Raw genomic sequence first — 24897 nt, 5'->3', positions numbered from 1 at the left:
CACGGTCAGCCTCCCCCGCCGCCGCGCGCCGGGCGCCAGCACGCCGCCCGGCCCCGCCGGTCACCTGGCGCCGGGCTGCCCGCAGCCTGGGCGCCCGCCGCCGGCGCGTGGCGCCCAGGGCGCGGCCGCCGGGCTAGCGCGCCGGCCGGCGAGCGGACCGATGGAGTACATGTGGTTCCTTTCCATGGGGTGGTTGGTTCACAGGCGGGTCGATGTCTCGGCGAGCGTGCCTGTGGGGAGGGGGAAGACAGGTCGAGGACGGCGCAGTCGCTGAACGCGCCGCCGTGCACACCCGCGGTGATGACGACCCGGGGGCCGGGGCGGGAGCCGTTGACCGGGGTCAGTGGGATGTCGACGGCAAGGGTGCCGAGATCGGCCCGGACGCTGCCGCGCGTCTTGGTACCGGGCTGGGCCTCCAGAGAGCCCACGGAGCGGGTGCAGGCGTTCATGGTCAGGCCTCCGTGCGGCCGATGGTGGAGATGAAGTCGATGGGCTGGGGCGAGGTGCCGTCCAGGGCGAGGTCGGCGGCGATGTCACCGAAGGCGGGCGAGAGTTTGAAGCCGTGGCCGGAGAATCCGGCGAGCAGGATGACGTTCTCGGCGCCGGGCAGCGGGCCGACCAGTGGGCGGGAGCTCTCGGTGTAGCCCTCCATGAAGGCCGTGAGACGGGTCGGGTCCGGGTGCAGGTCGGGCAGGTAACGGCCGATCAACTCCCTGAAGATCTCGAGCTCTTCCGGTCGTACCGTCCGCTCCAGCTGGTTCGGGTCTGCGACGACCCGGTGCAGTACGCGGTTCAGGCCGAGCTTGACGGAGAGGCCGTCCGGGGAGGGCAGGCCGTACCAGTGGGCGGGTGCCGTGCGGATGAACGCCGGGCGCTCCCCGCCGAACCAGGCGTCGGGAGCGGTCGGCACGTACCAAGCGCTGATGACGCGGCGGACCTCCACCTCCCAGGGCAGGTCGGGCAGCAGGTCGTTGACCCACGGGCCGGGGGTGACCACGGCGGTGTCGAAGCGGTCGCTGCCGGCGTCGGTGCGGATCTCGACGCCGCCCGTGACGGGGACGATCTCTCGGACCGTGGTGTAGCGGTGGATGACGGCGCCCAGCTGCTCGGCGCGGCGGGCCGCGGTCTGGATGGTCAGCTCGGGGCGGATGAAGCCGGCGCGGCGGTCGAGCACGGCCGCGTCGCCGTCGTCGAGCCGGTACTGCGGGAAGCGCTTGGCGAGGGCTTCGGCGTCCAGCACCTCGTGGTCGAGGTCGTGCTCGGCGATGGACTGCAGAACGGTGGCCATCTGCTGGTGTTCGGTCGGCCCCATGAGCAGGCATCCGGTCAGACGCCGCAGCTCGCGGCCGGTCTCCTGCTGGAGCTGCTCCCACAGGGTGTCGGCGTGCTTGAGGAGGGGGACGTAACGGGAGTCCTCGAAGTGGGCGCTGCGGAAGATGCGGGTCTCCCCGCCGGCGGCGCTGCGGTCGTGGCCGGGCGCGTAGCGGTCGTACCCGACGACCTCGGCGCCGCGGGCCGCAAGCCGCCAGGCGGCCTGGCTGCCCATCGTTCCGACGCCGACGACGGCGACGCGTTTCTTCGCAGCTGACACGGGACTTTCCTTTCGTATCGCCGGGGCGCTTGCTGTGCCCTCGACGCGCGGCTGTTCGATTCGTGGTGGAGCCGGGTGCTCAGTTCGAAGGGCCGGGACGGTCAGAGCAGTTCCAGCAGCTTCTCGGTGAACTCGTCGGTCGTCGCCGTACCGCCCAGGTCGCGGGTTCGCACATCCGACTTGGCCAGGACGGCGGTGACGGCGTTGTCGATGTCCCGGGCGGCCTCGGGGTGGCCGAGGTGGTCGAGCATCATGGCCGCGGACCAGATCGCGCCCAGCGGGTTGGCGATGCCCTTCCCGGCGATGTCGGGTGCGGAGCCGTGCACCGGCTCGAACATCGAGGGGAATTCCCGCTCGGGGTTGAGGTTGGCCGCCGGGGCGATGCCGATGGATCCGGCGACCGCGGCCGCGAGGTCGCTGAGGATGTCGCCGAAGAGGTTGGAGGCGACGACCACGTCGAAGCGGGCGGGTTCGAGGACGAACTTCGCGGCCAGCGCGTCGATGTGCTCCTGATCCCAGGTGACGCCGGGGTGCTCGGCAGCCCGCTCGGCGATCAGCTCGTCCCAGAACGGCATGGTGTGGATGATGCCGTTGGACTTGGTGGCGGAGGTGAGTCTCCCTCGGCGGCGGGTGGCGAGGGAGAACGCGTAGTCGGCGATCCGGGTGACGCCGGCCCGGGTGAACACCGCTTGCTGAACGGCCAGTTCCTCGGCCGTTCCCTGGTTCAGCCGTCCGCCGATCTCGCTGTACTCGCCCTCGACGTTCTCCCGCACGACGACGAGGTCGACCTCGCCCGCGGCGGCGCTGCGCAGCGGGCTGTCCACGCCCTCGAAGACCCGGATCGGCCGCAGGTTGACGTACTGGCGGAAGGTGCGGCGGATGGGGATCAGCAACCCCCACAGCGATACGTGGTCCGGCACGCCGGGGTAGCCGACGGCGCCCAGCAGGATCGCCTCCGCCTCGCGCAGCCGGTCCAGGCCGTCCTCGGGCATCATCGAGCCCTCGCGTACGTAGCGCTCGCAGGACCAGTCGTAGGAGGAGTAGGAGAAGCCGATTCCGTGGCGGCGGCCGACGGCGTCGAGGACGCGCCGGGCGGGCGGCAGGACCTCGGTCCCGATGCCGTCACCGGGGATGAGGGCGATGCGGTGGTTGTGGTGCGTCATACGTCCGATTGCAGCAGCGGGGCGGGCAGAGCGTCCAAGACGTGATCCCGATCTGCCTTATAAGGCCGGCTTATAAGGCGGCTCTGTCGCGGTTCTCTTTCGCGCCTCGCAGGCGGACCAGAGCGGGCGCCTGCGGCGGGACCACGGCGGAGTCCTCCGTGGTCCCGGCGGCGGGATGGCGCCGGCGCCCCAGTGGCCGGGGCACGGCAACAAGCCGGCATCCGGTCGGGCTGTGGCGTCGGGCTATGGCGTAGGGCGGGCCCGGTGTCGCGCGGGCAGGCGATGGGTCATGAACGGCTTGCGGGTGACGCACTCCCGGAACTTCAGCGCCGCTTCGGACAGATGGGCGTCGCGGTTCAGCGCAGGAGCCTGCTCCTGGCCCGCGCGCTGCTCGCCGACCCGCCCGTCCTCGTCCTGGACGAAGCCGACCGCCGCCGCATCCCTCGGCGACGAGGTCCGCGCGGTGACCGTCTGCTACCCGACCCCGAGGACCGGGCCACCCGGTACGCGTCGGAGCCGGCCTGCGGGGAGCGGAACCCGGGGGTGCCGCTGATCCGGCTGAACTGCGAGCGGCGCACACTGGGCCCCCATCGCCGCCTGCGTCCGTGACGTGGGCGCGGCCGAGCCCGGCTCGCGGGTCACCGTGCTGATCCCGGAGACCGAGCCGGAGCGGCTGTGGCAGTGGCTGCTGCAGAACCAGCGGGGCGCGGTCGTCGCACACGCTCTGCGACGGGAGACGGACGCGGTGATCTGCCGTCTCCGCTTCCGGCTGCCGTGAGACCGGATGGCCTACCTGTACGGCGTGACTGCTCACCATGGCGGACCGGGTGCCGTCAGGGTTCCGTCAAAGTCCTGGGCCCGGCCGTAAGGGAGGCGTCAACGACCGGTCTGATCCGGCCACCGATGCGCTTCCCTCGAATCGTCCGTTCCAACCGAACCTCACTCCAGGAGCTCGCGATGGCCGATCTGGCCTTCGTCGTCACCACGATCGCGGTTTTCGCGCTGGTGGCCCTTGTCGCCAGGGGGGTGACCAAGCTGTGACCGCCGAGAACGTCGTCGGCCTCGTCGTGGCCGTCTCCCTTCTGGGATATCTCGTCCTCGCCCTGATCTTCCCGGAGAGGTTCTGAGACAAGAGATGGGTCCCGTACTCGCGGGCGTGCTCCAGCTGCTCGCCCTGATAGCGGCACTGGCGCTCGCCTACATCCCGCTCGGCAACTACATGGCCAAGGTCTACACGTCCGACAAGCACTGGCGCGTCGAGAAGTGGATCTACAAGGGCATCGGTGCCGACCCCGACACGGAGATGCGCTGGCCCGCGTACCTGCGCGGCGTCCTCGCCTTCTCCGCCGTCGGCGTCCTGTTCCTCTACCTGCTCCAGCGCCTCCAGGGCCACCTTCCCGGTTCGCTCGGCTTCGCCGCCATCGACCCGGACCAGGCGTTCAACACGGCCGCGTCGTTCGTGAGCAACACCAACTGGCAGTCCTACTACGGCGAGCAGGCCATGGGCCACGTCGTGCAGACCGCCGGTCTCGCCGTGCAGAACTTCGTCTCGGCCGCCGTCGGCATCGCCGTGGCCGTGGCACTCGTGCGCGGGTTCGCCCGCTCCCGCACCGGTGAACTGGGCAACTTCTGGGCCGACCTGGTGCGCGGTGTGGTGCGCATCCTGGTGCCGCTCGCGTTCGTCGCCGCGATCGTGCTGGTCGCCTGCGGTGTGATGCAGAACTTCTCCGGCATCCACGAGGTCGGCCAGTTCATGGGAGGCACGCAGCAGTGGAACGGAGGCGCGGTCGCGTCGCAGGAGGCCATCAAGGAGGTGGGCACCAACGGCGGCGGCTACTTCAACGCCAACAGCGCCCACCCCTTCGAGAACCCCACCCCGTTCTCCAACCTCTTCGAGATCTTCCTGATCCTCGTCATCCCGTTCTCCCTGACCCGGACCTTCGGCATCATGGTCGGCTCGGTCAAGCAGGGCTACGCGATCCTCGCCACCATGGCCACCATCTGGGTCGGCTTCGTCGCGCTCATGATGTGGACCGAATTCGCCCACCACGGCCCGGCCTTCGAACTCGCGAACGGCGCCATGGAGGGCAAGGAGGTCCGCTTCGGCGTCGGCTCGTCGGCGATCTTCGCGACGTCGACCACGCTCACCTCCACCGGTGCGGTGGACTCCTTCCACTCCTCCTTCACCGGCCTGGGCGGCGGCATCGCCATGCTCGGCATGATGCTGGGCGAGATCGCGCCCGGTGGTGTGGGATCCGGCCTCTACGGCATGCTGATCATGGCGATCATCGCGGTGTTCATCGCCGGTCTGATGGTCGGCCGTACGCCCGAGTACCTGGGCAAGAAGATCGGTTCCCGTGAGATCAAGCTGGCAGCCTGCTACATCCTGATCACCCCGGCCCTCGTGCTGGTCTTCACCGCCTTCGCCATGGCGCTGCCGACCCCGGCGAACTCCATGACCAACAGCGGTGCGCACGGGTTCTCCGAGATCCTCTACGCCTACACGTCCGCCTCCAACAACAACGGCTCGGCCTTCGCCGGCCTGAACGCGGACACGCAGTGGTTCAACAGCACGCTCGGCCTGTGCATGCTCCTCGGCCGCTTCCTGCCGATGGTGTTCGTGCTGGCGCTGGCCGGCTCGCTCGCCGAGCAGAAGCCGGTCCCGGAGACCGCGGGCACCCTGCGCACCGACAAGCCGCTGTATACCGGGCTGCTGGTCGGCACGATCATCATCATCACCGGTCTGACGTACTTCCCCGCCCTCGCGCTGGGACCGCTGGCCGAAGGGCTGGCGTGATGACCACCGACGTAAAGAAGCAGGACTCCATGTCCACTCCCACCCTCGCTCCCCACCAGGACGCCCCCACCGGGCACAAGGCCCCCGAGGGCCGCGTGGGCGCGGGCCTCTTCGACCCCAAGCAACTGGTCAGGTCGCTGCCGGACGCCTTCCGCAAGCTCGACCCGCGGGTGATGGTCAAGTCGCCCGTGATGTTCGTGGTGTGGATCGGATCGGTCCTGACCACGGCCTTCTCCTTCACCGACCCGGGCGACTGGTTCGGCTGGACGATCAGCGCCTGGTTGTGGCTGACGGTGATCTTCGCCAACCTGGCGGAGGCCGTCGCCGAGGGCCGCGGCAAGGCGCAGGCCGACACGCTGCGCAAGGCCAAGACCGACACGGTGGCGCGCAGGCTCAGCGGCTCGGCCGAGGAGTGCGTGCCCGGTACCGAGCTGAGGATCGGCGACCTGGTCGTCTGCGAGGCGGGCGACATCATCCCCGGTGACGGCGACGTCGTCGAGGGTGTCGCCTCGGTCGACGAGTCGGCGATCACCGGCGAGTCCGCGCCCGTCATCCGGGAGTCCGGCGGCGACCGCTCGGCGGTCACCGGCGGCACGAAGGTCCTGTCCGACCGCATCGTCATCAAGATCACGACGAAGCCCGGCGAGACCTTCATCGACCGGATGATCAACCTGGTCGAGGGCGCGGCCCGGCAGAAGACGCCGAACGAGATCGCCCTCAACATCCTGCTGGCCTCGCTGACGATCGTCTTCCTGCTGGCCTGCGCCACGCTGCCGCCGCTGGCGGACTACGCGGGCACGCACCTGACGATGGTCGTGCTGGTCGCCCTGCTGGTCTGTCTGATCCCGACCACGATCGGCGCCCTGCTCTCGGCGATCGGCATCGCGGGGATGGACCGGCTGGTGCAGCGCAATGTGCTCGCCATGTCCGGCCGCGCGGTCGAGGCCGCCGGTGACGTCTCCACCCTCCTGCTGGACAAGACCGGCACCATCACACTGGGCAACCGGCAGGCGGCCGAGTTCGTACCGGTGCGGGGCGCCACCGAGGCACAGGTCGCCGACGCGGCGCAGCTGTCGTCGCTGGCCGACGAGACGCCCGAGGGCCGATCGATCGTCGTCCTCGCGAAGGAGAAGTACGGCCTGCGCGAGCGTCACCAGGGCGAACTGGTGGGTGCCGAGTGGATCGCCTTCACCGCTCAGACCCGTATGTCGGGGGTGGACGTCGACGGGCGCAAGATCCGCAAGGGCGCGGCCGGTTCGGTCATCTCCTGGGTCCAGGAGCAGGGCGGCACCATCGCCGAGGACGCCGACGAGATCGCCAACCGCATCTCCGAGGCGGGCGGTACTCCGCTGCTCGTCGCGGTCGAGGACGCGCGCGGGGCCCGTGTCCTGGGCGTCATCCACCTCAAGGACGTCGTCAAGCACGGCATGCGGGAGCGGTTCGAGGAACTGCGCCGCATGGGCATCAAGACCGTCATGATCACGGGCGACAACCCGCTGACGGCCAAGGCCATCGCCGAGGAGGCGGGCGTCGACGACTTCCTCGCGGAGGCCACTCCCGAGGACAAGATGGCGCTCATCAAGCGGGAGCAGGCGGGCGGCAAGCTCGTCGCGATGACCGGCGACGGCACCAACGACGCCCCGGCGCTCGCGCAGGCGGACGTCGGCGTGGCCATGAACACCGGCACGTCGGCCGCCAAGGAGGCCGGCAACATGGTCGACCTCGACTCCAACCCGACCAAGCTGATCGAGATCGTGGAGATCGGCAAGCAGCTGCTGATCACGCGGGGCGCGCTGACGACCTTCTCCATCGCCAACGACGTCGCCAAGTACTTCGCGATCATCCCGGCGCTGTTCGCGGCCGTCTACCCGGGCCTGGACAAGCTCAACATCATGGGCCTGTCCTCACCGGACTCCGCGATCCTGTCCGCGGTGATCTTCAACGCCCTCGTCATCATCGCCCTGGTGCCGCTGTCCCTGAAGGGCGTGCAGTACCGGCCGGTCAGCGCCGACAAGTTGCTGCGGCGCAATCTGACGGTCTACGGCCTGGGCGGACTGGTCGCCCCCTTCATCGGCATCAAGATCATCGACCTGCTCATCTCCCTCATCCCCGGGATCGGCTGAACGCCATGAACAACTCCGTCACGAACACCGCCCGGCTGGCCGGGGCGGGCCTGCGCGCCCTCCTCGTGCTGACCCTGGTGACCGGTGTCCTCTACCCGCTGGTCGTCACCGGCATCGCGCAGGGGCTGTTCCACGACAAGGCGAACGGCTCCGAGATCACGGCGGACGGCAAGGTCGTCGGCTCCTCCCTGATCGGGCAGGCCTACAACCTGCCGCTGAAGGAGGGTCAGGAGACCCCAGAGCCGGACCTGAGGTGGTTCCAGGGCCGTCCGCAGAACGGCCTCGGCACCAACAGCGTCAACACCCGGTACAAGCTCATCCTGTCCGGCGCTACCAACCGCTCCGGCGACAACGAAGAGCTCATCCAGTGGGTGAAGGACGCCAAGGCGGCCGTCGTCAAGGACAACTCCACCGGCACCTACAAGGTGAAGCCGTCCCAGGTTCCCGCGGACGCGGTCACCTCCTCGGGGTCCGGACTGGACCCGGACATCTCCCCGCAGTACGCGGATCTCCAGGTCCACCGGGTCGCCGAGAAGAACGGCCTGTCCACCGCGGAGGTGCAGAAACTCGTCGACGAGCACACCGAGGGCCGCACCCTCGGCTTCATGGGCGAGCCGCGTGTGAACGTTCTCGAGCTCAACATCGCCCTCAAGGAACTCACGGCGAAGAGCTGATGACGTCGCGCCATGTCCTCGGGAGCCGGCGGGTGCGGGAACTTCCCGGCCCCGCCGGCTCCCGCGGCCGCGACGTCGGGCGCCCCGCTTCCGGACGTGCACGGCACGACGTACGACAGGAGAGGCAGACACCCATGACCCGGGTGCTCGTGGTCGAGGACGACCCGCAGCTGGTGCGGGCCCTCGTCCTGAACTTGCAGGCACGTCACTACGACGTGGACGCCGCGCCCGACGGTGCCACCGCCCTGCGGCTCGCCGCCGCACGGCAGCCCGACGTGGTCCTGCTCGACCTCGGCCTGCCCGACATGGACGGCGTCGACGTCATCAAGGGCCTGCGGGGCTGGGGCCGAGTGCCGATCCTGGTGCTCTCCGCCCGGCAGGGGTCCGACGAGAAGGTGGCCGCGCTGGACGCCGGTGCCGACGACTACGTCACCAAGCCGTTCAGCATGAACGAACTGCTGGCCCGCCTGCGGGCCGCGGTCCGCCGTACCGAGGACACCCCGGCCGGTCCTGCGGTGACGCTCGTCGAGACCCGGGACTTCACCCTGGACCTGCTGGCCAAGAGGGCGGTGCGCGACGGCAGGGACGTGCGGCTGACCCCCACCGAGTGGCACCTGCTGGAAATACTGGTGACCAGCCCCGGCCGGCTGATCACACAGAAGCACCTGCTCAACGAGGTCTGGGGCATCACGCAGAGCAGCAAGACCAACTACCTGCGGGTCTACATGGCCCAGCTACGACGCAAGCTGGAGAAGGACCCCGCCCACCCTCGCTACCTGATCACCGAGCCCGGCATGGGCTACCGCTTCGAAGGCTGAGACGACATGGCACGCGGCACGCTCCGGATCTACCTCGGCGCGGCACCCGGCGTCGGCAAGACGTACGCGATGCTGTCGGAGGCCCACCGACGCGTCGAACGGGGCACCGACTGCGTGGTCGCCTTCGTGGAGCATCACCACCGGCCGCGCACCGAGGTGATGCTCCACGGCCTCGAACAACTCCCGCGCAGGGAGATCGAGTACCGGGGCGGCACCTTCACCGAGATGGACGTGGACGCCGTCCTGCACCGTGCCCCGGCGGTCGCCCTGGTCGACGAGCTGGCCCACACCAACGTGCCGGGCTCCCGCAACACCAAACGGTGGCAGGACGTCGAGGAACTCCTCGCCGCCGGCATCGACGTCGTATCCACCGTCAACATCCAGCACCTGGAGTCCCTCGGCGACATCGTCGAGTCGATCACCGGGGTGCGCCAGCGCGAGACCGTCCCCGACGAGGTCGTACGGCGTGCCGACCAGATCGAGCTGGTCGACATGTCCCCGCAGGCGCTGCGCCGCCGTATGGCGCACGGCAACATCTACAAGCCCGACAAGGTCGACGCGGCACTGTCGAACTACTTCCGGCCCGGCAACCTCACGGCCCTGCGCGAACTGGCGCTGCTGTGGGTGGCCGACCGGGTCGACGCCTACCTGACCGAGTACCGCAGCGAGCACCGGGTCTCGGCCATCTGGGGCTCGCGGGAACGGATCGTGGTGGGCCTCACCGGCGGCCCGGAGGGGCGCACCCTGCTCCGACGGGCCGCGCGACTGGCCGAGAAGGGCGCCGGCGGGGAGGTCCTGGCCGTCTACATCTCCCGCAGCGACGGCCTCACCGCCGCGTCCCCCAAGGAGCTGGCCCTCCAGCGCACCCTCGTCGAGGACCTGGGCGGCACCTTCCACCACGTCGTCGGTGACGACATCCCCGCCGCCCTGCTCGACTTCGCCCGGGGGGTGAACGCCACCCAGATCGTCCTCGGCGTCTCCCGGCGCCGAAGCTGGCAGTACGTCTTCGGGCCGGGCGTCGGCGCCACGGTCGCCCGCGAGTCCGGCCCCGACCTGGACGTCCACCTCATCACGCACGCCGAGGCCGGCAAGGGCCGCGGCCTGCCGGTGGCGCGCGGCGCACGCCTCGGGCGCGCCCGGGTGGTCGGCGGCTGGGTGGCCGGCGTGCTCGGCCCTGTCCTGCTCACCTGGCTCCTGAACGGCGCCGTGCCGGACGTCGGCCTCGCCAACGACATGCTGCTGTTCCTGACTCTGACAGTGGCGGCGGCGCTGCTGGGCGGACTGCTGCCGGCGCTGGCCTCCGCGGTGGTCGGTTCCATGCTGCTGAACTGGTTCTTCACGCCGCCCGTCCACACCCTGACCATCGCCGACCCGCAGAACATCGTCGCCATCGTGGTGTTCGTCGGGGTCGCCGTGGCGGTGGCCTCGGTGGTGGACCTGGCGGCCCGCCGCACCCACCAGGCCGCCCGGCTGCGGGCCGAGTCGGAGATCCTGTCCTTCCTCGCGGGGAACGTGTTGCGGGGCGAGACCGGGTTGGAGGAGTTGCTGGAACGCGTCCGCGAGACCTTCGGCATGGAGTCGGTCGCGCTGCTGGAGCGGACCGGCGAGAAGGCTCCCTGGACCTGCGTCGACAGTGTGGGGCCCCTCCCCGCCGGGGCCCCCGACGACGCGGACGTCGATGTGCCCGTCGGCGATCACATGGCCCTGTCCCTGCGCGGCCGGGTGCTGCCGGCCGCCGACCGACGGGTCCTGGCCGCCTTCGCCGCCCAGGCCGCGGTCGTCGTGGACCGCCAGCGACTCAAGGGCGAGGCGGACCGGGCGGAGGAACTGGCCGAGGGCAACCGCATCCGCACGGCGCTGCTCGCCGCCGTCAGCCACGACCTGCGCACGCCGCTCGCCGGGATCAAGGCCGCCGTGTCGTCGCTGCGGTCCGACGACGTCGAGTGGTCCGAGCAGGACGAGGCGGAACTGCTGGAGGCCATCGAGGAGGGCGCCGACCGGCTCGACCAACTGGTCGGCAACCTGCTCGACATGTCCCGTCTGCAGACCGGCACGGTCACACCCGTACTGCGCGAGACCGACCTCGACGAGGTCGTCCCCATGGCGCTCGGCGGAGTCCCCGAGGACAGCGTCGAGCTGGACATCCCCGAGACACTCCCCATGGTCCACGTCGACCGGGGGCTCCTGGAACGGGCCGTCGCCAACGTCGTCGAGAACGCCGTGAAGCACAGCCCGCCGGGAGAGAAGGTCCTGGTCTCCGCCAGTGCCCTCGGCGACCGGGTCGAACTGCGGGTCGTGGACCGCGGTCCTGGCGTACCGGACGAGGCCAAGGAACGCATCTTCGAACCGTTCCAGCGCTACGGCGACTCACCCCGCGGCGTGGGTGTCGGCCTCGGCCTCGCGGTGGCACGCGGCTTCACCGAGGCCGTGCGCGGCACCGTGCACGCCGAGGACACGCCCGGTGGCGGCCTCACCATGGTGCTCAGCGTCCCGATGGCCCCCGAGCGGCTGGATCAGTCGGTGCTTCCGGCCGCGGCCGGGCCTTGAGCGCCCGGGGCGGTCGCCGCCCGAGCCGCACGTCGTCCGGGGAACGACGGGGTCATGTTCCGGTGCCCCTGCGTCTCCCCGCGTGCCGGGTTATCGGGGTCCTTTCACTGTGCCCGTCCGACACGGACGGGCACAGTGAAAGGACCCCTTAGTGCGTTCGGCCACAGGGCGCGGGTGCCCGAGGCTCCCCGGGGAGGAAGGTGACCTGCGGTGCGCCTGTGCGAGGGTGGACGGTGACCTCACTCGTCACGCCGTAGACGTCGGCCAGGAGCTGGGGCGTGAGGACCTCCGTGGGCGGGCCTGAGGCGGTGACCTCGCCATCGCTCAGCACATAGAGGCGGTCGCAGTAGTACGCGGCCAGGTTGAGGTCGTGGAGGGCCACCAGAACCGTCGCGGGAAGCCCGCGCAAGGTGCCCAGGACGTCCAACTGGTGGCGGATGTCCAGGTGGTTGGTCGGTTCGTCCAGGACGAGGAGGGACGGCTGCTGGGCGAGGGCACGGGCTATGAGGACGCGCTGGCGTTCGCCGCCGGAGAGCCGGTCGAAGGGGCGGTGGGCCAGGCCGGTGGCGTCGACCGTGGCGAGCGCCGACTCGATCAGGTCGGCGTCCTCGGGGGTGTCGCCGTCGAGCAGCCGTTTGTGCGGGGTGCGTCCCATGGCGACGACCTCGCGCACCGTCAGGTCGAAGTCGCCGCCCGACTCCTGGACGACCGCCGCCACCGTCCGGGCCAGCTGCCGCACGGGCAGCGACCAGGCGTCGGTGCCGTCGATACCGACGCGGCCCGTCGTGGGGCGCAGGACGCGGTACACGGCCCGCAGCAGGCTGGACTTGCCGCTGCCGTTCGGTCCGACCAGGCCGATGACCTCGCCGGGGCGGGCGGTCAGGGAGACGTCCTCGACCAGGCGGTGCGCGCCGGCGGTGAGGGTGACCGTGTCGATGACGAGTTCCGTGCCGGTCATGACCCTCCTCGATCGGTGCTCCGGCGGGCGTCGCGGCGCATCAGCCACAGGAAGAACGGGCCGCCGCACAGGGCGGTGAGCACGCCCACGGGTATCTCCATGGGCGCGGCGACGACGCGGGCGGCGATGTCGGCCCAGATGAGGAAGACCGCGCCGCCGAGGGCTGCCGTCGGCAGGACACGTCGGTGGTCGCCTCCGACGGCGAGGCGGACGATGTGCGGCAGCATCAGGCCGACGAAGCCGATCGGTCCGCACGCCGCGACGAGGATGCCGGTGACGAGGGAGAGCAGGACGAACATCCGGGCGCGGAAGCGGGCCACGTCCAGCCCCATCGTGGTCGCGGCCTCCTCTCCGGCGAGCAGCAGGTTCAGGTTGCGGGCCTGGACCATGAGGACGGCGATGCCCAGGAGCAGGGCGCCGCTCGGCAGCCAGAGGGTGTCCCAGTTGACACCGCCGAGGCCGCCGAGGGTCCAGGCGAGGACCGCGCGGGCCTCGTTGCCCCGGTCGGTCGTGAGCAGCAGCAGGTCCAGTACGGCGGTGAGCACCGAGGCGATGGCCACCCCGGAGAGGACCAGCCGTGCCGAGGTGATGCGCCCGCCGGTGCGGGCGGTGGCGTAGACGAGGAGCAGCGCGCCGAGCGCGCCTGCGAACGCGGCGACCGACAGCGACACCGGCCCGAACAGGGTCACCCCGAACACGATCACCGTGACGGCGCCCAGGGACGCCCCGGAGGAGACGCCGAGCAGGTAGGGCTCGGCGAGCGGGTTGCGGATCAGGGCCTGCAGGGCGGTGCCCACCATGGCGAGTCCGGCGCCGGCCACCGCGCCGAGCAGCACGCGCGGCGCGCGGACGTCCAGCACGATGGTCTCCCGCGCCCGCGACCAGTCCGGTTCGACCCAGCCCGCCCCCAGTGTGTGCGTCACGATGCCCCACACCTGGCCGGGCGGCACCTGCACCGAGCCGATGGCCAGGCCGGCGGTGGCGGAGATCACCAGAAGGGCGGCCAGGGCGACGAGAGTGACGGTGAGACCGGCCCGGCCGGCTCGCCCGTCGCCCTTGTGCTGTTGTGGCACGGCCCGTCGGGTGTCGGCTCGGACGATCGGAGTCGTCACGCGAAGCTCTCGGGGTGGATGCCGCGGGCCAGGTCCTCGACCGCGTAGGCCGAGCGGATACCGACCAGCGTCGCGGTCAGCGGCAGGACGACGAACCGCTTGTTCTTGACCGCGGGCACGTCCTCCAGGGCGGGCTGGGAGAGCAGGAACTTCTTCTTCTGCTCGACGCTTCCGGCGCCGGCGTAGTCGTAGATGGCGATGACTTCGGGCTTGCGTTCGACGACCTGTTCCCAGGAGACGTCGCCGAAGACGTCGTCGAGGTCGGCGAAGACGTTCTTGCCGCCGGCCAGCCGGATCAGCTCGGTGCCGAGGCTCTTCCCCCCGGCGGTGAAGGCGGTCTTGTCGCCGCTGTCGTAGACGAAGACGGGCACCTCGGCTTCGCCCTCGACCTTGGCGGAGGCCTTGTCGACGCGACCGGTGAGGTCGGCGACCAGCTCGTCCGCCCGGTCCGGGACGCCGAAGATCTTGCCGATGGTGCGGATCTCGTCGTAGGTGTCCTTCATCGTGACCCGCTTCTTGCCGCAGTACTCGCGGTTGAGATGCGTGTCGATGCCGGCGTCGGCGAACGCCTTGCGGGAGCGGCCCTCCTTCTCGGCGAAGGCGCTGCCGTAGCCGCCGTAGACGAGGTCGGGCTCTGCCTCCAGGACCGTCTCGAACGACGGCTCCTTCTTCGCCAGTTCCGGGATCGCCTCGTAGTCCTTCTTCAGTTCGGGCAGGACGGCCGAGTCGGGGAAGGCGGTGCCGACCATACGGTCCTTCAGACCGAGGGCGAGCATGAGTTCCGCCGGGTGCTGGTGGATGGTGACGACGCGGGAGGGCGGCTTGTCGTACGTCGTCTTCACACCGCAGTTGTCGATCGTGACGGGGAAGCCCGCCGCCGAAGGGGCCGGGGCCTTCGTGTCCTCGGTGGTGTCCTGCGACGAGCCGCAGCCAGCGGTCAGCAGGGCCGCGCACGCGGCGACGGCAGCGGCTGTCGCACGCAGGGCATGCCGCCTGCGGGCAGGTGTGAACAGCGGGGGACGGTCGTACACGTGAAGCCTCCTGCGGAGTCCGCGCTCCTCGGATCGGGCCCGCGACAGGCCAGTGTCCTGACTCCCGGATCGACGCTCCCCCTTGCCTTCCCGCGCGGCGCGCAGTGGCGTGTCGAAGGGTGCACTCCCCGGTCACAGTGGCGGGACCGTGCCGGATTCGCACCGGCTTCCTGTCTCCCGTCGCGGCGATGACCCGGTGATACTACGATCTGCCGAGTCCAGGCCAAAAGGGCGCGCGGGCCCGATCGCACGCCCCCGTGCCACCGGTCACCCCTCGCGGACCGCCCGCAGCACCAGCCGCTCGGCGTTCTCGTCGTAGGGGCGGCCGTCGAACCCGCCGAAGACCTCCACGCGGCCGAACCCCGCCTCCTCGGCCATGCGCCGCAGCTCGACCGCGCTGTACACGAACCACACCAGGGTGGCCCGCGTCACTCGCTCGCCCCGCACCAGCACCCAGTCGCTGCGCAGCCGCGCCCAGTCGTCCTGCACGCTGTCGGTCTGCACCATCAGGTCCTCGCCCCGCCGCACCACCTTCGGCGGGGTGACCTTGCGGGCCAGCAGTTCCTTGCCGGCGAGGTCCAGGACGAGGGTGCCTCCGGGAGCCAGGCAGTCGTGCATCACGCGCAGCACACGGGCGTTGTCGGCGGGATCCTCGAAGTAGCCGAACGAGGTGAACATGTTGAGGACGACGTCGAAGGCGCCCGGTGCCTCGTATGCCCGTGCGTCGGCCTGTACGTAGGTGACCTGGGCGCCTGCCTCGGCGGTTCGCTTGCGGGCCCGTTCCAGCATGGCCGGGCTCAGGTCGACACCGGTGACGTCGTGGCCGCGGCGGGCGAGCGGCACGGTGAACACGCCGGGGCCGCAGCACAGGTCCAGCACCCGGGCGCCGGCCGGGAAGGACAGCAGAGGAGAGGTGGCCAGCAGTTCCTCGGCCTGCGTGTGGCGTTGATCGGAGAAGAGGAAGTCGTGGAACTCCGTCCAGAAGTCATCGTCCTGGAACCCGCCCGTCCGTGTCATGCGGTCTCAGTGCTCCTTCGTCGTCGTGTGGTTGGGGGTGATTCGGCGTGCGGTCGCGCAGCGCCAGCAGTACTGGGGGCAGCAGCAGGCACTGTGCGGCGGCCAGCAGCCAGAACCAGCCGGTGCTCCCGGCGTGTTCGGTGAGGCCGTAGAGCTGGCCGCCGAGTACGCCACTGGCGCAGGCGCCGAGCCCCGCGGCCAGCCGTTGCTGACCGAAGACCACGGCGTCGGAGCGCGGGCTGCGGGACAGGGCCTCCAGGTCGTTCTTCAGGAACAGGACGATGTCGCCCAGGGTGATCAGCGCTCCGCCCGCGAGGAGCGCGGGCCGGGTACCGATCGTCAGCACGGCCAGCCCGGCAGCCAGGCCCCCGAAGCCCACCGCCAGGGCCGTCGCGTAGGGCATGCGCCGGATCAGGCCGGAGGCGAGGGGCTGGACGACGATCACCAGTACGAAGCAGAGGAGCAGGACGAGGCTGTAGAACGTGCTGGAGGCCCGTTCGGCTGCGTACACCGCCAAGAAGTGCTGGAAGTGGAAGTAGAGGTAGAAGGCGAGCGCGTTGGTGGCGAAGGGCAGGAGCGCGATGCCGGTCAGCAGGCCCTGCTCGGACGGATGTTCCTGTGCGGTCGTCGCGGGAAGCCGTGCGTGGCCCGCCGTGACCAGGACGAACAGCGCCGTGACGGCGATGAACAGCCAGCCGGGCGAGGACAGCACGAACGGCCCGGCGATCAACGGACCCACCGCCATGCCCGCGTTGAGGGCCGCGTTGCCCGCCGACAGGAACGCCGGGCGGCGCTCGTCGTCCACGCCGTGCACGAGGTACGCCTTGTTGGCGGGCAGGTACAGCGCGGCCCCGCAGCAGGTCAGCACCAGCGCTCCGACGGCCAGGGGCGGCCAGCGCAGGGCGAGGAGCAGGCCCACGAACCCGGCCGTGCGGATGACCAGCGCCCACAGCATCGTGCGGCGCAGCCCGATGCGGTCCGCCAAGGCGCCGCCCACGACCCCTCCGGAGAACTGCACGAGGGACGCCACGGCGAGGACGACTCCGACCGTGCCGAGGCCCATGCCGAGCCGTTCGTGCAGGAACACCGACATGAACGGCAGGACCATGAAGCTGCCGAGCGGGATCAGGAACGAGCTGAGCAGCAGGAACCGCAGGGGGCCGTCGAGCGTAGACAGCGCGGCCCGCAGGCCGTCGCCGCCCGGTGCGCGGTCAGCCACCGGTGTTCCCGGCCTCCGGGAACGGCTCCGTGAGCACCGTCAGGGCGTTGGCGGCGGCCACCGCGTGGTGCGTGGCCAGTTCGGCGGTCTCGCCTTCCGCGTAGACGATGCCCGCGTATCCGCGGCTGTCGGTCAGGTGCTCGACGGGGTCGCCGAGGGACCTGACGGGGTACCAGGCCGGTGCTCCCGGCAGGTCCGCAAGGCGGTCCAGCCCGGCGACGCCGGTGAACACCCCGGGCGCCGCCGGGTAGCCCAGGACGAAGGCCACCGCCGGGCCGCCGGGCAGGTCCGCGTCCATCAGGCGGGGACGGCGCCCGAGCGCGGTCTCGATCATCGCCTCGTACACGTTGACGCCGAGCGCCCGGCACATGCCCTCCCCGACCAGGGCGCCCCCGATCCGCGGATTGATCTCGACGACCTCCGGGCCGCCGGTGGTGAGCACGAACTCCACGTGTGCGAAGCGGTCGGTGTAGCCGATTGCCGCGAGCACCTCGTCGAGCCACCGCTCCAGTACGGCCCGTCGCGCCTCCGGGAACGCCACGGGGAACGCCGTGATCTCCTCCCGGAAGTACGGCTCCGGCGACATCAGCCGGCTGGAGACGCCCAGCAGCCGCGTCCGGCCCGCCCAGGTGAGGGTCTCGGCGCTGTACACCGGCCCGCTGAAGTACGGCTCCGCGAACAGCCGCCCCTTCAGCTCCCGCCCGGCCGCCTCGGCGAGGGCCTCCGCCAGCTCGGCCTCGTCGCGGACCAGCCAGACGTTCTGGCTGCCGGTGCCCGCCGTGTCCTTCAGGACGGCGGGCAGACCGACTTCCTTGGGCACCAGTTGCCGCAACTCGGCCCCGGACGCCTCCGCGGCCCGTCCGCGCGTCAGACCGGCGTCGTGCAACCGGTTGCGCACAGTCGCCTTGTCCCGGGTCACCCGCAGTACGGCCGGATCCAGCCCGGGCAGGCCGAGGCGGCCCGAGAGTTCCGCGCCGACCAGCGTCCAGGTGTCCGTGGAGCTGATCAGGCCGCGCAGCCGGGGCGTCCGGCGCAGTACGTCCGCCACCCCCTCCACGTCGAAGGTGTCCGTCTCCACGACGTCCAGGGCGTCCGGCGGAAGGTGCTCCAACTCGTAGGTGTAGGAGGAGCGGTCGCGGGTGAGCAGGATCAGACGCTCGCCGAGCGCGCCGGCGGCGCGGACCACGTGTCCGAGGCCGAAGGTGAGGGATTCCAGGCATGCGATGCTCACGCCGCTCGCTCCTTCCCGCCGGCCGGGCGGGCGGTGCGCCGCCACGCTGTTCTGGACCAGGGCATGGTCATCTCCTCGGGTGCGGATACCTCGACGGGCTTCAGGGCAGCGGGGTCCAGGGCTTCCGGGTGCCGGGCGAAGACGCGTTCGACGTAGCGGTGTCCGGTGTCGGCGCCGATCACCAGGTGCAGTCGGTCCGGGTGGCGGCGCGCCTCGTACGTCGCGGCCAGGTATCCGGCGCCGGTGGACAGCCCGGCGAAGACGGCGTGGTCGCGCAGCAGGGCGACCGTGCCGGACATGGCGTGGCTGAAGTCCAGCCAGTGCAGGGTGTCGTAGAGGTGGTGGCGGACGTTGTCGAAGACGATCGACGACCCGATGCCGGCGATGATCGCCTCCGGGTCGTGGTGGTCCTGGCTGCCGAAGGTGACGCTGCCGAACGGCTGGACGCCGACCAGCCGCACCGAGGGGTCTGTGGCACGCAGGCGTTCCACGAGGCCGCCCGTGGAGGCTCCGGAGCCCACCCCTCCGACGACGGTGAGCGCGGCGCCGGGGAGGGCGCTGGTGATCCGGTCGGCGATCTCGCGGTAGCCCAGGTAGTGGATGTCGTCGTGGTACTGGCGCATCCAGTGCCAGTCGGGGTGGTCGGCGAGGATCTCCTTGACCCGCCGCACCCGTAACTCCTGGTCCAGCTTGAGGTTCTCGGAGGGTCTGACCTGTTCCACGGTGGCGCCGAGTATCTCCAACTGGGCGCGGGTGGTGGTGTCGACGGTGGTGGACGCGACGATGTGGCAGCGCATGCCGTAGCGGTGACAGGCCAGGGCCAGCGCGTAGGCGTAGATGCCGCTGGAGCTGTCGATCAACGTCTGGCCCGGGCGGATCGAGCGCCGCTCCAGCAGATGGCGTACGGCGGCGAGGGCCGAGTAGATCTTCATCGACTCGAACCGGATCAGGACGACTCCGTCGGTGAGCCGGACCAGGTCGGGAACTTTGAGGGCGTCGGCGATGTGGGGGTGGATCACCCGTAGCCTCCTTGGGCGAAGGAACACTGGTGGCCGAGCGAGTGGAAGAACGCGGACAGCTCCGACTTGAGGTCGGCGTCGGGGCGGTGGGGGAAGAGGTAGCCGATCAGGCAGCCCGTGTGGGCGACGAAGACGCCGTCGGCGCCGAAGCGTTCGCGGTGGGCGAGCACGCTGTCGAACGACGCTTTGGGCAGCGCCCGCTGCGACAGCGCGGCACTGGTGGTGGTGGCCCGTGCGACGGCGGCCGGGTCGCCCGAGGCGAACCCCTTGAGCAGATCGGTCAGGCACCGCTCGTACTCCTCGCCGTGCCGCCGATAGTGATCCAGCAGCAAGTCAGTGACGGCGGTGGTGTCCACGGTCCCGGGCTCGGTGATGTACGCGGTGTGGAAGCCGATCTCCGTGCCCAGGTGCCGGACCACTCGGTGCCGGCCGCTGAGGTACAGCGCGAACTCGTCGAGGAAGACACTGTCGGCACGCTCGATCGCCGCCAGGACGCCCAGGACCAGGTCGGTGTCGTAGGGCAGCGCGAAAAGCCGGAACAGACAGCGCAGGGTCGCCACGACGTCGGCGGTCGAACTCGCCATCCCCACGCCCATTTCCAGGTCGGAGTGGGCGTCCCAGCGGCCCGGCGGCAGCGTGAGCCCGAAGTGCCGCAGGAAGAGCCGGGCCGCCGTCGCGGACTTCTTCCCCAGCGGCAGCGGGTTCGGCGGGCCGCCGCCCGGGGCGAAGTGGACCCAGGAGTGGCGGTCCACGGGAAAGGACACCACAGCGATGTCCGGATCGGGGCCCGCCCGCAGCGGGCCCTGGTACAGCTCGCCCAGGGTGCCGTGGCAGACGCCGGAGACGGTCGCGGCCATCCTCCTCCTCCTTGTCCCGAGCCCGGATGCGTGGGGAAGGAGGCGCGGCGCAGCGCAGGTGCAGCCGTCCGTACCGCCGACCCAGTCCTCGAGGTCACCGTGCACAACCCGCACGTCACGTACGGGCGCAGTGGCAGGTCTTCGGACTCGTGGGCTCGCCCTCCGGAAGATCCGGAGGGCACCTACCGGCCGTCGCTTCCCGGGCCCGGCTTGATCCGGGCCCAGTGCTGTTGACGGCTGTCGTTCCCACTCACCGCTGCGGGACAGTCCCGGATTCCCACCGGGTTCCCTCTTGCGTCGCGCCCCGGAAAGTCCGGTCGGACAGGAGGCGCGAACCGACTGCACGCATCAGCGTAGGGCGGGCCGAGCGCCTTCGGCAGAGGGCGTCTCGTCGGTTGTCCGAAAGCGGTCGGCCCCGGGCGGGCGTCGAGTCCGAGGTATTGAGTCCCTCCCCCCACCAGCACTGTGGCCGGATGTGGCCTCGGTACGACCTGGTCACCTCGGACACACTGGTTGCTCCGACCACACGTGCACACCGCCCGTCGGTGTCCCGCGCCCCGGAAGGCACAGGATGCTGCCAGAGACGACGCCGGAGGACGACGGCACGACCGCGCCGCCCGCCCGCGACAGGCGTCCGCCCGACCGCGTCGCCCTGCGTGCCGACCTGCGCGCCGCGCTGCCCGACGCGACCGCGGCGGTCGTGGTCACGGCGGCCGTCTTCGCGTTCTTCTGGGTGCGCATGGAGTCGGGCGACTCGGCGACCGTCGCGGTCATGCCGTTCATGGACGATGCCGGCACGTACTGGATGTACCTCCTCAGCCAGGCGTTCGGCTGGTCGGGACTGCTGTGGGCCTGGGGGACGGTCATGCTCGGCCTGCTGCTGTCGGGGCCGCGCCCCGCACGGCTGCCGGTCTCGCGGCAGGTCCTGGAGCGCTGGCACCGCACCACGAGCCTGACCACGATGGCCCTGATGTTCGCGCACGCGCTGATGTTCGCGGCCGAACTCGTCCGCTACGAGGCTCAGTTGGGGTGGGTCGAACGGCTGTGGGCGGGCTTCGCCGACACGTTCGTGCCTGGCTGGTACGACTCCGGCACCGGCCGCATCGCCATCCCCATCGGCCAGGGCGCCCTCTATCTGGCCGTTCCGCTCGGCCTGTTGTTCTACGTCCGGCACCGCATCGGGGCGAACACCTGGCGCCGACTGCACCGCTTCGTGATCGTCGTCTACGTGCTGAGCGTGTGGCACACCCTGCTGTACGGCACCAACGTCTGGTACGGCGAATGGCCGCGCACCGTGCTGTGGCTGCTGCAACTCCCGGTCGCGGTGCTGCTCTTGCTGCGCCTGCTACGGCCCGCACGGCGAGCCGAGCGACTGGGCGCACCCGGGCGGCGCGAGGGGGCGTCGCCGCCGGGCTGGGTGGTGCGGGCCGTCGGCCGGGTGGCTGCCGGGACCGTCGTGGTGGGGCTGATCGTCGTGGTGGCGTCCGGCCATGACGGTGGCCGGGAACGCCCGGCCGAGCCGCCCGCGACGAGTCCGCACGCGCACGAGCCGGAATGACCGGGGCAGCCGGCCGATGGGATGATGGCCGGCGACAGGGCGACGACGGTCCGAGGAAGCCGGTGCGAATCCGGCGCGGTCCCGCCACTGTGATCGGTGAGCGAACCCCGTACGAGCCACTGCCCCGCAAGGGCGGGAAGGCCGGGGCGAGCTGCGACCCGAGAGCCAGGAGACTCACGTCGTCGCCTCCTCGAACGACCCGGGGCGGATCTCCCCGGAAGAGAGGGGTGTTTCGGCGTGTCCGAGACCATGGGCGATGAGGCGTACGGCACCGAGGTGGCGGCGCGACCGGTCGGCGGTGTGCCCTGCCGCGTCGTCGTGTGCCGGGACTGCTGCTGCGGCACCGCGAAAGTGACCGGCGTCGACCACGCCGCACAGACCGCGCGCCTGCGTGCGGAGGCTCCCGTACGTGTCTCCGCCTGCCTGGACGTGTGCGAGCAGGCCAACGTGATCGTCGTACAGCCCTCCTCCGCCGGGCGGGCGGGCGGAGCCCGCCCGGTGTGGCTGGGACTGGTCAACGACCCGGACGCGACGGAGGACATCGCCGCCTGGGTACGGGCGGGCGGCCCCGGCATCGCGCCCTGCCCGGAGATCCTCGACCTGTACACCTTCACTCCGCCGCGCCGCCGGACGGCTTCCTGAGTGGCGGCGGTGGCAGGGCGCGCGTACGCGGCGGGGCCGCCAGGGCTTACGGTGGCTGAAGTCGTCCGCACCAGCGGCCGGTGGGCCGGGACGTCCAAGAGGTCCCGGCCCACCGGACCCCTGCGGTCAGGAAGCGGACAGTTCACCTCGGACGGTGCGGGCGGCGGCGACCACGTTCTCCAGGGAGGCGCGGGTCTCGGGCCAGCCGCGCGTCTTGAGACCGCAGTCGGGGTTGACCCACAGCCGCTCCGCAGGGATGGCCTTCAAGCCGGTGCGCAGCAGCGTGGCGGCTTCCTCGGCGCTCGGCACGCGCGGGGAGTGGATGTCGTAGACACCCGGACCGGCCTGCCGCGGGTAGCCGTGGGCGGCGAGTTCGCGGGCGACCTGCATGTGCGACCGGGCGGCTTCCAGGCTGATGACGTCGGCGTCGAGGTCGTCGATCGCCTGCACGATGTCGCCGAACTCGGCGTAGCACATGTGGGTGTGGATCTGGGTGTCCGGCCGAACACCGGAGGTGCTGAGCCGGAACGCCTCCGTCGCCCAGGCGAGGTAGGCCGGGTGGTCGGTGCAGCGCAGCGGCAGCGTCTCGCGTAGGGCGGGTTCGTCGACCTGGATGACCGACGTCCCGGCCGCCTCCAGGTCGCCCACCTCCTCGCGCAGGGCGAGGGCGACCTGGCGTGCGGTGTCGCCAAGGGGCTGGTCGTCGCGGACGAAGGACCAGGCCAGCATGGTGACCGGGCCGGTGAGCATGCCCTTGACGGGGCGGTCGGTGAGGGACTGGGCGTACCGCGTCCAGCGCACGGTCATCGGCTCGGGGCGGGAGATGTCGCCGGCCAGGACCGGCGGGCGGACGTAGCGGGTGCCGTAGGACTGGACCCAGCCGTGCCGAGTGGCGAGGCAGCCGGTCAGCTGCTCGGCGAAGTACTGGACCATGTCGTTGCGCTCGGGCTCGCCGTGCACCAGGACGTCGATGCCGGTCTTCTCCTGGAAGGAGATGACATCCTGGATCTCGGCCTTGATGCGTTCCTCGTACCCCGCGGCGTCGATCCGACCGGCGCGCAGGTCGGCGCGTGCCACGCGCAGTTCGCCGGTCTGCGGAAACGAGCCGATGGTCGTCGTCGGCAGCAACGGCAGCCCGAGGTGGGCCCGCTGGGCCGCGGCCCGCTCGGTGTACGGCTGGGAGCGGCGGGCGTCGGCCTCGGTGACGGCGGCGGCACGGGCGCGTACGGCCGGGTCGTTGGTGAGGGGCGAACTCGCGCGCGAGGCGAGATCGGCCCGGTTGGCGGCCAGCTCGGCCGTGATGGCATCCGTGCCCCGGGCGAGGCCCTTGGCGAGGGTGACGATCTCGGCGTTCTTCTGCTTCGCGAAGGCCAGCCAGCGCAAAACCTGCGGCTCGATGTCCCGCTCGGCGGACGCGTCGAGGGGGACGTGGAGCAGGGAGCAGGAGGCGGCCACGTCGACCCGGTCGGCGAAGGCGAGGAGGGTGCCCAGGGTGGACAGGGACTTCGACAGGTCGTTGATCCAGATGTTGCGGCCGTTGACCACGCCGGCGACCAGGCGCTTGCCGGGCAGGCCGCCGACGGCGGCCAGGGCGTCGAGGTTGGCGGCGGCGGAGTCGGTGAAGTCCAGGGCCAGCCCGTCCACCGGGGCTTTGGCCAGCACCGGCAGAGCCTCGCCGAGCCGGTCGAAGTACGAGGCGACCAGCAGCTTCGGCCGGTCGGTGAGGGCACCGAGATCGCGGTAGGCGCGCTCGGTGGCGTTCAGCTCGGCCGGGGTGCGGTCCTGCACGAGGGCGGGCTCGTCCAGCTGGACCCACTCCGCACCGGCCGCGCGCAGGTCGGCGAGGACCTCGGCGTACACCGGCAGCAGGCGGTCCAGGAGGGTGAGCGGCTCGAAGTCCGCGGACACCCCCGGGGCGGGCTTGGCGAGCAGCAGGTAGGTGACCGGGCCGACCAGGACAGGGCGGGCGGTCAGTCCCAGTGCCAGCGCTTCCTCGAGCTCGGCGACCTGCTTGGCCGAGTCGGCGGTGAAGACCGTGTCCGGACCCAGCTCGGGCACCAGGTAGTGGTAGTTGGTGTCGAACCACTTGGTCATCTCCAGCGGCGCCACGTCCTGCGTGCCGCGCGCCATGGCGAAGTATCCGCCCAGGGCGTCGGCCGCGACGGCGTCCCGGTGCCGCTCGGGGACGGCGCCGACCATGACGCTGGTGTCGAGGACGTGGTCGTAGTACGAGAAGTCACCGGTGGGCACCTCGTGGATGCCGGCGTCGGCGAGCTGCTGCCAGTTGCTCCGACGGAGTCCGGCGGCGGTGGCCCGGAGGGCGTCGGCGGTGACGCGGCCCTTCCAGTAGCCCTCGATCGCCTTCTTCAGCTCCCGGTTCGGGCCCTGGCGGGGGTAGCCGTACACGGTGGCCCGTGCTGCCGCGGCTGCGGTCTTGGTGGTCACGGAGATCTCCTTCGCGAGATGAATCCCTGAGATCCCGGAGACGGGACGAGAGCGCGAAGGGGTGACGTACCGGACGGTCGCGAGCTTGCGCGGCA

Annotated in this window: 20 protein-coding genes, 1 pseudogene and 3 riboswitches; of the genes and pseudogenes, 10 read left to right on the top strand and 11 right to left on the bottom strand. The window is 71.1% G+C overall.

Features of this window, described 5'->3' with window-relative positions; genetic code table 11:
• Positions 1–451: 451 nt before the first annotated feature.
• Positions 452–1591 (bottom strand): N-methyl-L-tryptophan oxidase, encoded by a 1140-nt coding sequence (gene solA, locus AB0E85_RS23795; protein WP_361930531.1) that lies wholly within the window; start codon positions 1589–1591, stop codon positions 452–454.
• Positions 1592–1692: 101 nt separating this feature from the next.
• Positions 1693–2754 carry a tartrate dehydrogenase gene (locus AB0E85_RS23790; protein ID WP_361930529.1) on the bottom strand — a complete coding sequence of 354 codons (1062 nt, stop codon included), beginning with the start codon at positions 2752–2754 and terminating at the stop codon, positions 1693–1695.
• A gap of 427 nt (positions 2755–3181) precedes the next feature.
• Between AB0E85_RS23790 and AB0E85_RS23785 the strand changes: the two are divergent.
• The 8 genes and pseudogenes from AB0E85_RS23785 to AB0E85_RS23750 form a co-directional block, all read left to right on the top strand.
• Positions 3182–3532, top strand: a pseudogene (locus AB0E85_RS23785) (amino acid permease); the annotation flags it as partial.
• Positions 3533–3657: 125 nt separating this feature from the next.
• On the top strand, positions 3658–3795 hold the full coding sequence (locus tag AB0E85_RS23780) for a hypothetical protein (RefSeq protein ID WP_361930526.1): 138 nt from the start codon (positions 3658–3660) through the stop codon (positions 3793–3795).
• Positions 3792–3881 (top strand): K(+)-transporting ATPase subunit F, encoded by a 90-nt coding sequence (gene kdpF / locus AB0E85_RS23775; RefSeq protein WP_037672136.1) that lies wholly within the window; start codon positions 3792–3794, stop codon positions 3879–3881. The genes AB0E85_RS23780 and kdpF overlap by 4 nt, the downstream gene beginning before the upstream one ends.
• An 8-nt stretch (positions 3882–3889) precedes the next feature.
• Positions 3890–5551 carry a potassium-transporting ATPase subunit KdpA gene (gene kdpA, locus AB0E85_RS23770; protein ID WP_361930523.1) on the top strand — a complete coding sequence of 554 codons (1662 nt, stop codon included), beginning with the start codon at positions 3890–3892 and terminating at the stop codon, positions 5549–5551.
• A complete protein-coding gene (kdpB, locus tag AB0E85_RS23765; protein ID WP_361930520.1) occupies positions 5551–7674 on the top strand; it encodes a potassium-transporting ATPase subunit KdpB in 2124 nt (707 codons plus the stop codon). The genes kdpA and kdpB overlap by 1 nt, the downstream gene beginning before the upstream one ends.
• Positions 7675–7679: 5 nt before the next feature.
• Positions 7680–8348 (top strand): potassium-transporting ATPase subunit C, encoded by a 669-nt coding sequence (locus tag AB0E85_RS23760; protein ID WP_361930516.1) that lies wholly within the window; start codon positions 7680–7682, stop codon positions 8346–8348.
• A gap of 134 nt (positions 8349–8482) precedes the next feature.
• Entirely contained in the window at positions 8483–9166 is a 684-nt protein-coding gene (locus tag AB0E85_RS23755; RefSeq protein WP_361930513.1) for a response regulator, read from the top strand.
• A gap of 6 nt (positions 9167–9172) precedes the next feature.
• Positions 9173–11713, top strand: a complete 2541-nt coding sequence (locus AB0E85_RS23750) for a DUF4118 domain-containing protein (protein WP_361930510.1) — start codon at positions 9173–9175, stop codon at positions 11711–11713.
• A 148-nt stretch (positions 11714–11861) separates the two neighbouring features.
• Here the strand turns inward: AB0E85_RS23750 and AB0E85_RS23745 are convergent, their stop codons facing one another.
• The 8 genes from AB0E85_RS23745 to AB0E85_RS23710 form a co-directional block, all read right to left on the bottom strand.
• The gene (locus AB0E85_RS23745; RefSeq protein ID WP_361930507.1) at positions 11862–12671 is read right to left on the bottom strand and encodes an ABC transporter ATP-binding protein; all 810 of its coding nucleotides are present in this window, start codon (positions 12669–12671) and stop codon (positions 11862–11864) included.
• A complete protein-coding gene (locus AB0E85_RS23740) occupies positions 12668–13744 on the bottom strand; it encodes an iron ABC transporter permease (protein WP_361930542.1) in 1077 nt (358 codons plus the stop codon). Before AB0E85_RS23740 ends, AB0E85_RS23745 begins: the two co-directional genes overlap by 4 nt.
• A gap of 35 nt (positions 13745–13779) precedes the next feature.
• The gene (locus tag AB0E85_RS23735) at positions 13780–14814 is read right to left on the bottom strand and encodes an ABC transporter substrate-binding protein (protein ID WP_361930504.1); all 1035 of its coding nucleotides are present in this window, start codon (positions 14812–14814) and stop codon (positions 13780–13782) included.
• Between the two features lie 29 nt (positions 14815–14843).
• A riboswitch (cobalamin riboswitch) is annotated at positions 14844–15026 on the bottom strand.
• Between the two features lie 55 nt (positions 15027–15081).
• Positions 15082–15831, bottom strand: a complete 750-nt coding sequence (locus AB0E85_RS23730) for a class I SAM-dependent methyltransferase (RefSeq protein WP_361930501.1) — start codon at positions 15829–15831, stop codon at positions 15082–15084.
• The gene (locus tag AB0E85_RS23725) at positions 15800–17050 is read right to left on the bottom strand and encodes an MFS transporter (RefSeq protein ID WP_361930498.1); all 1251 of its coding nucleotides are present in this window, start codon (positions 17048–17050) and stop codon (positions 15800–15802) included. The genes AB0E85_RS23730 and AB0E85_RS23725 overlap by 32 nt, the downstream gene beginning before the upstream one ends.
• Positions 17043–18281, bottom strand: a complete 1239-nt coding sequence (locus AB0E85_RS23720) for an ATP-grasp domain-containing protein (protein WP_361930495.1) — start codon at positions 18279–18281, stop codon at positions 17043–17045. Before AB0E85_RS23720 ends, AB0E85_RS23725 begins: the two co-directional genes overlap by 8 nt.
• Positions 18278–19300: a cysteine synthase family protein gene (locus AB0E85_RS23715; RefSeq protein ID WP_361930492.1), complete on the bottom strand. Its 1023-nt coding sequence runs from the start codon at positions 19298–19300 to the stop codon at positions 18278–18280. Before AB0E85_RS23715 ends, AB0E85_RS23720 begins: the two co-directional genes overlap by 4 nt.
• Positions 19297–20157, bottom strand: a complete 861-nt coding sequence (locus AB0E85_RS23710; RefSeq protein ID WP_361930489.1) for a hypothetical protein — start codon at positions 20155–20157, stop codon at positions 19297–19299. Before AB0E85_RS23710 ends, AB0E85_RS23715 begins: the two co-directional genes overlap by 4 nt.
• Before the next feature lie 114 nt (positions 20158–20271).
• A riboswitch (cobalamin riboswitch) is annotated at positions 20272–20512 on the bottom strand.
• A gap of 216 nt (positions 20513–20728) precedes the next feature.
• On the opposite strand from AB0E85_RS23710, the gene AB0E85_RS23705 reads away from it, so the two are divergent.
• A complete protein-coding gene (locus tag AB0E85_RS23705; protein WP_361930486.1) occupies positions 20729–21715 on the top strand; it encodes a ferric reductase-like transmembrane domain-containing protein in 987 nt (328 codons plus the stop codon).
• A gap of 52 nt (positions 21716–21767) precedes the next feature.
• Positions 21768–21891: riboswitch (cobalamin riboswitch) on the top strand.
• Between the two features lie 73 nt (positions 21892–21964).
• Positions 21965–22357 carry a (2Fe-2S) ferredoxin domain-containing protein gene (locus tag AB0E85_RS23700; protein WP_361930540.1) on the top strand — a complete coding sequence of 131 codons (393 nt, stop codon included), beginning with the start codon at positions 21965–21967 and terminating at the stop codon, positions 22355–22357.
• Positions 22358–22483: 126 nt separating this feature from the next.
• Here AB0E85_RS23700 and metE read toward each other — a convergent pair whose 3' ends face one another.
• Positions 22484–24802, bottom strand: a complete 2319-nt coding sequence (gene metE / locus AB0E85_RS23695; RefSeq protein ID WP_361930483.1) for a 5-methyltetrahydropteroyltriglutamate--homocysteine S-methyltransferase — start codon at positions 24800–24802, stop codon at positions 22484–22486.
• Positions 24803–24897: the final 95 nt, after the last annotated feature.

Source organism: Streptomyces sp. NPDC029044 (assembly GCF_040637495.1).
Taxonomy (GTDB): domain Bacteria; phylum Actinomycetota; class Actinomycetes; order Streptomycetales; family Streptomycetaceae; genus Streptomyces.
The sequence above is the reverse complement of the archived record's forward strand: the minus strand, read 5'-3'. Positions and strand labels throughout refer to the sequence as shown.